Origin of the sequence: Rhodococcus sp. 06-470-2 (genome assembly GCF_002258235.1) — a bacterium.
Lineage (GTDB): Bacteria > Actinomycetota > Actinomycetes > Mycobacteriales > Mycobacteriaceae > Rhodococcoides.
On the sequence record NZ_NOYB01000044.1, the window covers coordinates 62,175 to 70,536 of the forward strand.

The window sequence follows — 8,362 nt, forward strand, 5'->3', positions numbered from 1 at the left end:
CTTACACTCCTGGTTCCTCAACCGTTGTAGGGCCCCCTCCCGCGAAGATCGGATTCCTGACGTGCGATTGCGACGCCTGATCGCTGCCGACTCGACAGATCGTCTGGCCGTGTACGCACCCGAGTCCGGTGCCTGGGTCGATCTCGATGCCGCAGTGTCGACGCTGGGTGCCGACGAGGCTCTGCGCCCACTCACCCGCACGGTGCTCGGATTTCTCGACGCCGGCGAACGTGCGCGCGACTCGGCTCGGTCCGTGGTGCAGCGCGCGGTGTCCGAGGGAGTTGCGGTGATCGACCGACCGGCACCGACACTGCCGGTGGTTCCTGCGTCGCTTCGGTGCTTCCTCGGCTGGGAGGCGCACTGGGATCTGGCTGCGCACAACCTGGTTCGCCGTAACCTCCCGAGAGCTGTCCCCTTCATCCGCGGGTTCGAGGCCGTCACACGGTCGACGTTTCCTGCACTCCGTCCGGGACCGGGGTTCGACGACCATCCGGTCTACTACACGGGCAATCACCTCACCGTCGTCGCCGACGAAGCTCCGGTCGAGTGGCCGTCCTACAGCCGGGCACTGGATTTCGAGCTCGAGTTCGGAGCCGTGGTGACCAGGCCCGTTCGCGACGTGACCGAGCGGGAAGCCACCGCTGCGATCGGTGGGTACGTGGTGTTCGACGACATCAGTGCTCGCGACACCCAGTGGGAGGAGCAGCGCCGCACCCCGTTCGGCCCGGTGGTCAAGACCAAGACCTTCGCCAGCTCCATGGGAGCCGACATCGTCACCGCCGACGAGGTGTCACCGTATCTGGACTCGTTGACGGCCACCGTGACGGTCGACGACGAAGTGTGGTCGACCACGGGCACCGCAGGCATGCGGTACTCGATCGGAGAATCACTCGCGTACGCCAGTCGCGGCGAGAACGTCTACCCCGGTGAGCTGTTGACCTCCGGCACGCTTCCCCGCGGATGCGGCCTGGAGCTCGACCGCTGGATAGCCCCGGGCGATCGCGTCGAACTGAGCATCGAACGAATCGGATCGGTTGCCAACACGATCGGTACTCGCTGAGGATTCAGCGCTCGATGTCGGATTTGTCGGTGGAGGCATCCTGGAACATCTCCAGGAACGACCCGAAGCCGGATGCTCCCTTGCGTGATTCGTCCATGTTGTGGTCGACGGCTCCTGCCGCCCCCTCGTCGTGTGTCATGTCTTGTAGCTTGCCGCTCGCAAATTGCAGCGAGCCGGGGACCGAGGACACGAATCGGCAACGAAAGGTCACGGACCGGTAACGACGAACTCGAAGCTATGGATGGATCGAGCACGGTTTCCATCCATAACTTCGAGTTCGGTAGAGAAGGTCAGGCCAGCTCGAACCGATCGAGCATCATGACCTTGTCCCACGCCGCCACGAAGTCCTGAACGAACTTGTCCTTGGCGTCGTCGCAGGCGTAAACCTCGGCGAGAGCGCGCAATTCGGAGTTCGATCCGAACACCAGGTCGTTACGGGTTCCGGTCCACTTCGTCTCACCGGTCGCGGCATCCTTGGCCTCGTAGATGCCGTCCTCAGCGGTGGGGACCCATTCGGTGCCCATGTCGAGGAGGTTGACGAAGAAGTCGTTGGTGAGCGTTCCGACCTTGTCGGTCAGGACGCCGTGCGACGACTTTCCGAAGTTGACTCCGAGCACACGCAGTCCGCCGACCAGCACGGTCATCTCGGGTGCGCTGAGCGACAACAGGTTTGCCCGATCGACGAGGGAGTACTCCGCCGGAAGCTTCTGGCCCTTACCGAGGAAGTTACGGAAACCGTCCGCCTTGGGCTCGAGGTCGGAGAACGAATCGACGTCGGTCTGCTCCTGCGTCGCATCCATGCGGCCCGGGGTGAACGGAACGCTTACTCCCGCCGCTTTCTCCAGTGCGGCAACGCCGCCGAGGACGACGAGGTCGGCGAACGAGACCGTCCCGGAGAACGACTGCTGGATGCCTTCGAGCACGCGGATGACCTGTGCGATCTCGTCGGGCTCGTTGACCTCCCAGCCTGCCTGCGGCTGCAGACGCAGACGGCCACCGTTGGCACCGCCGCGCTTGTCGCTGACGCGGAACGACGACGCCGCGGCCCACGCAGCCGAAATCAGCTGATCCTGAGTCAGTTCGGAGTCGAGGATCGTCTGCTTGAGCTCGGCGATCTGCGCCTCACCGATCAGCTCGTGATCGACGGCCGGGATCGGGTCCTGCCAGAGCAGGGTCTCCGAGGGAACCTCGGGGCCGAGGTAACGCGACACCGGTCCCATATCGCGGTGGGTGAGCTTGAACCAGGCCTTCTGGAACTCTTCTGCGAGCTCCTCGGGGTGGTCGAGCCAGCGACGGGTGATCTGCTCGTAGATCGGGTCGACACGCATCGCGATGTCGGAGGTCAGCATCGACGGGTGGCGACGCTTGGTGGGATCGGCGGGGTCGGGAACGAGATCTGCGCCCTCACCGTTCTTCGGACGCCACTGGTGCGCGCCTGCGGGGCTCTTGTAGAGCTCCCACTCGAATCCGTACAGCGTCTCGAGGAAGCTGTTGTCCCACTGGGTGGGCGTGGGCGTCCAGATGACCTCGAGGCCACTGGTGATCGCGTCCGCACCGACACCGCTCTGGTAGCTGTTCTTCCAGCCGAGGCCCATCTGCTCGATGGGTGCACCCTCGGGCTCGGCACCGATGTGCTCGTCGGGATCGGCTGCGCCGTGCGTCTTGCCGAACGTGTGCCCACCGACGGCCAGTGCCGCGGTCTCGATGTCGTTCATGGCCATCCGGCCGAAGGTCTCGCGGATGTCCAGCGCCGACTGCACCGGGTCCGGGTTGCCGTTGGGGCCTTCGGGGTTGACGTAGATCAGACCCATTTGCACTGCGGCGAGCGGGTTCTCGAGGCTCGTGCGATCACCGTCGTAACGCTCGTCGCCCAGCCAGGTCTGCTCCGGGCCCCAGTAGACGTCCTCGTCCGGCTCCCAGGCGTCGACGCGTCCGCCGGCGAAACCGTAGGTGGGCAGACCCATCGATTCGATCGCGACGTTGCCGGTGAGCACGATGAGGTCGGCCCAGGAGAGCTTGCGGCCGTACTTCTGCTTGATCGGCCAGATCAGCCGGCGAGCCTTGTCCAGGCTGGCGTTGTCCGGCCAGCTGTTCAGGGGTGCGAAGCGCTGCATGCCCGCTCCGGCACCGCCGCGTCCGTCCTGCTTGCGGTAGGTGCCCGCGGCGTGCCACGCCATGCGGATGAAGAAGGGGCCGTAGTGACCGAAGTCGGCAGGCCACCAGGGCTGCGAGTTGGTCATGAGCGCTTCGATGTCGCGCTTGACCTCGGCGAGGTCGAGGGAGTTGAACTCGGCGGCATAGTCGTAGTCGGCACCCATCGGGTCGCCGACGGCCGGGTTCTTCTTCAGAATCTTGAGGTTCAGAGACTTGGGCCACCACTCACGGTTGCTACCGCCCTCGACGGGCATCGGCATCGAGTCGTGCATGACGGGACACTTGCCACCCGACTCCTGCGGCTGATCCTCGTTCATCTCTTTTTCGCGTGTTGTGTGATCTTCTGACACGTGCTTCCTTCCAGGGTCTGACGATCGGGCTGTGATCGAGGTCGGTTCACGAACTCTGCTGTGTCCGAGAACCGGGAGGGAACGAAACAGGAGCTGTCGACTGCCGTCGAGCAGTCGAACACTGTGCGCAGAAGCCCCAGTAGATGACTTCCGCCTCGTCGATCGTGAAACCGACGGAGTCCGATGCGGTGAGACATGGCGTTTCGCCCACCGCGCAGTCCACGTCTGCGATGACGCCACAGGAGCGGCACACCGCGTGGTGGTGATTGTCGCCGACGCGAGATTCGTACCGAGCGGGAGATCCTGCCGGTTCGATTCGCCGCACCAGGCGCGCCGCGGTCAACGCATTGAGCACGTCGTACACGGTTTGCCGCGACACCTCGGGCAGCACCGATCGCACGAGTCCGAGGATCGTGTCGGTGTCTGCATGAGGATTGGATCCGACGACCTCGAGCACCGCGACCCTGGGACGGGTCACGCGCATGTCGGCGGTGCGTAACAGCTCCGCGTACGGTGAGATCGGCATCACAGCAATACTATCCTCCGCTTTTCTGGACAAAGTCAAGTATGCAGACGAATTCGCCGGATGTCGACCTGGACGCCGAACAACAGCGCCGTCACCGAGCAACCGCGACTCCTACTGTTCGCTGTCCCTACACTCCTCGGTTGGATTCGGGACGGGATCAGGCCAGTGCCAAGAACAGCTTCTCCAGTTCGGCCTCGGTCATCGGCTCCTTCTCCCCCGCACTCTCGCCCGTCATGCATTCACGCAGGCCCGTTGCCACGATCTTGAATCCGGCCTTGTCCAGCGCTCTGGAAACAGCAGCGAGCTGAGTGACCACATCCTTGCAATCGCGTCCGTTCTCGATCATCCCGATGACGCCGGCGAGCTGACCGTGCGCGCGCTTGAGCCGGTTCAATACCAGTGCGATGCTGTCTTCGTCGCCGATCATGTCGATCTCCTCGGTGGTTGCGGTAGTGAACCCGATGGTACCCCCGGGGGCATCAAGCGAGATCGGATCCGGTACCGCCCAGTGCCGCGATCGCCGCCTGCAATTTCACGGTGGCCTCGGAGGCGACCGCACCCAACTCGGGCTCACCGGTGACCTCGACCATGATGGCCGGGTTCATCGCCTCGACGACGACAGACCCCGCTACCGACGTGTTCTCGCGGACCACGACGTTGCACGGCAACAGCAGACCGATCTGCTTCATCACTCCGACGGCGCGATGAGCCAGTCCCGGGTTACACGCGCCCAGGATCACGTAGCGCTCCATGTCCTCGCCGAGCTTGGCCTTCAACGTGGCCTGCATGTCGATTTCGGTGAGAACTCCGAATCCCTGCTCCGACAACGCCTTTCTCGTGCTCTCGATCGCGTCGGCGAAATCGGTGTCGGTCAGTGAGGTGGACAATGCGATGTTCATGATGACTCCTCGAAAATTGTTGTGTCAGTGCGAAAAGCGAATGTAGGGCAGCACCGCACGCAGCCACGCCGGCGACCACCACGCGCCGTGTCCGGTCAGCCGTAGCAGGACCGGAAGCAGGACGAGTCGAACCAGGAACGCGTCGAGCAGTACCGCAACACCCAGGATGATGCCCATCTCTTTCGGGGGCAACGGATCCGACAGTGCGAACGTGAAGAACACTGCCACCATCACCGCCGCGGCAGCAAAGATGACTCGCCCCGAGTGGGCCAAGCCGTCGACCTGAGCAGCCTTGGAATCGCCCGAGCGTTCGTAGTGTTCCTTCGCGGTGGCCAGCAGAAAAACCGTGTAGTCCATGGCGATCGCGAAGATCATCGCGAAGAAGAACACCGGGCCCCACCCGTCCAGGAATCCCTGCGGGGTGAAACCGAGCAGTGACGCGCCGTGGCCGTCCTGGAAGATCAACTTGGCAACTCCGAAGGCCGCCGCCGTGGACAGCAGGCTCACCAGAGTGCCGAGCAGCGCGATCAGCGGAGCCTGCAGCGCGACCAGAAGCAGCACGAACCCGAGGACCAGGATGATCCCGACGACGATCGGTAGGTAGTCGTTCAGAGCCTGCTGAAGGTCCAGGTTCTCCGCGGGTGCTCCGCCGACGAGTGCCGAATCGGGCAGCGCGGATCGCAGATCGGCGAGAATGGTACCCATCGATTCGTCGGACGGATCCACCGACGGAATTGCCTGCAGCAGAGCAAATCCCGAACCGTCAGCCGCACTCTGTGGCGGCGTCACCATCGCGATCCCGTCGACCCCGGCAGCGGCGGTCGCGGTGCCGAGAGCCTCGGCGTCGGGAACCACGATCTGCAGCGCTCCCGGTACACCCGGCCCGAACTGGGCCTGTACGAGCTCGTAGCCCTGGCGCACCGGTGCGTCCTCCGGCACCACCGCGATCGACGGCATCGCCACCTTCAATCCGAGCACCGGAAGGGCCAGGGCGATCAGAATTCCCACGGAGACCACGGCGAACGGCCACGGGTGCTTGCGCAGCAACTCGCCCCATGCTGCGAACTTCGGGGATCGATGTTCCTGCCGCTTGGCGTACGGCAACGAGGCGGCATCGACCTTGGAGCCGAGCGCACCCAATGCCGCAGGCAGCAGCGTCATGGTCGCCAGCAACACGAAGGCGACGGCCAGCATGATTCCGACAGCCATCGTGCGCACCGCAGGCGCGGGGACGAGCAGCACGGCGGACAGACTCACCAACACCGTCAGCCCGGACAACACGACGGCTTTGCCTGCGGTGTCCATGGTTTCGGCCACTGCCGCCCGAGGGTCTGCCTGACGCAACGCATCGCGGAATCGAGCGACGACGAACAGCGCGTAGTCGATTCCCAGCGCGAGCGCGAACATCATCGCGAAGTTCATGGCCCACACCGAGATCGGCGTGACTCCGTTGAGCAGAACGAGACCACCAGCGGATGCGACGAGACCGGCAACGGTGAGCAGCAGCGGCAATCCGGCGGCGACGAGTGATCCGAAGGCAAGCACCATGATGGCCAATGTGACCGGCCACGAGAACAATTCGGCCTGGATCATCGCGTCGTGGTTCGCCTGGTTGAAGTCCGACCACAGGGCCGACGAACCGGTGGGGTACACCTCGATTCCGTCGGTCGAGAGCTCGGTCAACCGCTCCTTCACATCGTCGACGGCTTCGACCATCTCGTCGGTCGTGCCGTTCGCCCCGGCGATGACGATGCCGGTTCGGCCGTCCGGGCTGATCGTCATCCCCGGTTGCGGCGCAACGACGTCCCCGAATCTGGTGTCACCGGCGAACACATCGGACACGTCGGCAATCACGTTCCGAACAGCGGGATCGGTGATGGGTTCCGCGTTGGAGTGGACAACCACCTGCACCGCGGCGGAGGAATTACCGCCGAAGTGCTGCTGGGCCAATTCTCGAACCTGAACGGATTCGGATCCGTTCGCCTGCCATCCCGCTCCGGCGAGGGACGAGAACACCGAGGGCGCGAACGAACCGAGGCCGACGAGCGCGATGAGCCACACACCGAACACCCATCGTCGATGGGTCACCATCGCGCCGCCCGCACGGCCGAGTAGGCCCGGCGCGGCTACCGGCCGATCATCCGGTGGACGAAGAACTTCGGCATCACGCAGCGACATGGTGCTCCTATACGGGTGGGGGTATCGAACAGGGCAGACGAAACCCCGGATCGATCGAACGTGCCCCACCCTCGCACATACCCAAGGGGGTATGCAAGTACCCCTGGGGGTATCACCCCAGGGTACTTGCACTCAGAGCCGACGGCCCGGTGTTGTCACCTGCCGGTCAGCGCCGACCGTTCCACTGCTTCTCGATGCCGCGCAACACCTCGAGCGTCCGAGCAGAATCGGCATCGACTGCCATCCTCGACCGAGCGCGTTCGAGCGCACGCTCGGCCCGAGTGACCGCACGGTGCCCCGAGTCGGTGGCTTCGACCATGTACTGCTGCCGATTTCGCGGATTGGCGCTCCGCACCAACAGCCCCGACTCGACGAGACTGGCCGTCGTGGCGGTGATACTCGTCCGGTGCCGCACCAACTCCCGCGACAGCGCACTGTAGGACATCGGCCCTCGCCTGGACACCAGTTCCAGCACCTCGTACCTCGCCCAGCTCAGCCCCTGCGCGTCCAGTGCCTCCGCCAGACGGACCCGCGCGGCCGACGCCATGCGCAGCACCGTGGACACGATTTCGAGTTCGGTGGAATGCACCGGCGAGGTACCACCGTCGAACGATTCAGCGATGGCAGTCATCGGACACTCCCCTACTTGATCTCTGCGAGGACGGTGCCTTGGGTGATGGCGTCGCCTGCGGTGACGGTCAGGCCGGTGACGGTGCCTGCTTTGTGGGCGTTGACGGGGTTTTCCATTTTCATCGCTTCCAGGACGGCGATGAGGTCCCCGGCCTCGACGGTGTGGCCTTCGTCGACAGCGACTTTGACCACGGTGCCCTGCATCGGTGCGGTCACCGCGTCACCGGATGCCGCTCCGGCTCCGGCACCACCACGAGTACGCGGTTTCGGCTTACGCCGCACTGCACCCGCGTTGGCACCGCCGCCGTTGCCGCCGCCGAGGGACAGTTCCCCGGGCAGGGAGACCTCGACACGTCGGCCACCGACCTCGACGACGACGGACTGCCGCGGCAGCACCTCCTCGTCGCCGATCGGTTGTCCGGCGGTGAACGGGGCAACCTGGTTGTCCCATTCGGTTTCGATCCACCGGGTGTGCACCGAGAACGACTCCCCGTCGCCGATGAACGCCGGATCGGAGACCACCGCAGCATGGAACGGGATCACCGTCGCCAACCCCTCGACGGTG

General features: G+C 64.6%; 9 protein-coding genes. 1 reads left to right on the forward strand and 8 read right to left on the reverse strand.

All coding sequences use genetic code 11. The features are described from left to right. Positions 1-61: 61 nt before the first annotated feature. Positions 62-1,060, forward strand: a complete 999-nt coding sequence (locus CH276_RS25510) for a fumarylacetoacetate hydrolase family protein (protein WP_176459442.1) — start codon at positions 62-64, stop codon at positions 1,058-1,060. A 4-nt stretch (positions 1,061-1,064) separates the two neighbouring features. On the opposite strand, the gene CH276_RS29135 is transcribed toward CH276_RS25510, so the two are convergent. The 8 genes from CH276_RS29135 to CH276_RS25550 all read right to left on the reverse strand — a co-directional run. Beyond that, on the reverse strand, positions 1,065-1,199 hold the full coding sequence (locus CH276_RS29135) for a hypothetical protein (protein ID WP_254923937.1): 135 nt from the start codon (positions 1,197-1,199) through the stop codon (positions 1,065-1,067). Between the two features lie 151 nt (positions 1,200-1,350). Further along, positions 1,351-3,531, reverse strand: coding sequence for a catalase/peroxidase HPI (katG, locus tag CH276_RS25520; protein WP_230597033.1), 2,181 nt, complete (start codon positions 3,529-3,531; stop codon positions 1,351-1,353). 79 nt (positions 3,532-3,610) lie between these two features. Beyond that, positions 3,611-4,090, reverse strand: coding sequence for a Fur family transcriptional regulator (locus CH276_RS25525; protein WP_032397634.1), 480 nt, complete (start codon positions 4,088-4,090; stop codon positions 3,611-3,613). A gap of 157 nt (positions 4,091-4,247) precedes the next feature. Next, complete coding sequence (locus CH276_RS25530) at positions 4,248-4,517, reverse strand: metal-sensitive transcriptional regulator (RefSeq protein WP_032397635.1); 270 nt, start codon at positions 4,515-4,517, stop codon at positions 4,248-4,250. 52 nt (positions 4,518-4,569) lie between these two features. Continuing rightward, a complete protein-coding gene (locus CH276_RS25535; protein WP_094629394.1) occupies positions 4,570-4,989 on the reverse strand; it encodes a DUF302 domain-containing protein in 420 nt (139 codons plus the stop codon). Positions 4,990-5,013: 24 nt separating this feature from the next. Further along, positions 5,014-7,167: an MMPL family transporter gene (locus CH276_RS25540; RefSeq protein ID WP_441344205.1), complete on the reverse strand. Its 2,154-nt coding sequence runs from the start codon at positions 7,165-7,167 to the stop codon at positions 5,014-5,016. Positions 7,168-7,333: 166 nt separating this feature from the next. After that, entirely contained in the window at positions 7,334-7,798 is a 465-nt protein-coding gene (locus CH276_RS25545; RefSeq protein WP_052050232.1) for a MarR family transcriptional regulator, read from the reverse strand. An 11-nt stretch (positions 7,799-7,809) separates the two neighbouring features. Next, positions 7,810-8,362 (reverse strand): biotin/lipoyl-containing protein (locus CH276_RS25550; RefSeq protein WP_141214783.1); only part of this gene is annotated, 553 nt, incomplete at its 5' end.

Bases quoted from the DNA above. Each gene is read 5' to 3' on its own strand.
- CH276_RS25530 (WP_032397635.1), bottom strand. From the start codon at position 4,517: ATGATCGGCGACGAAGACAGCATCGCACTGGTATTGAACCGGCTCAAG.
- CH276_RS29135 (WP_254923937.1), bottom strand. From the start codon at position 1,199: ATGACACACGACGAGGGGGCGGCAGGAGCCGTCGACCACAACATGGAC.
- CH276_RS25540 (WP_441344205.1), bottom strand. From the start codon at position 7,167: ATGTCGCTGCGTGATGCCGAAGTTCTTCGTCCACCGGATGATCGGCCG.
- CH276_RS25535 (WP_094629394.1), bottom strand. From the start codon at position 4,989: ATGAACATCGCATTGTCCACCTCACTGACCGACACCGATTTCGCCGAC.
- CH276_RS25525 (WP_032397634.1), bottom strand. From the start codon at position 4,090: ATGCCGATCTCACCGTACGCGGAGCTGTTACGCACCGCCGACATGCGC.
- katG (WP_230597033.1), bottom strand. From the start codon at position 3,531: ATGAACGAGGATCAGCCGCAGGAGTCGGGTGGCAAGTGTCCCGTCATG.
- CH276_RS25545 (WP_052050232.1), bottom strand. From the start codon at position 7,798: ATGACTGCCATCGCTGAATCGTTCGACGGTGGTACCTCGCCGGTGCAT.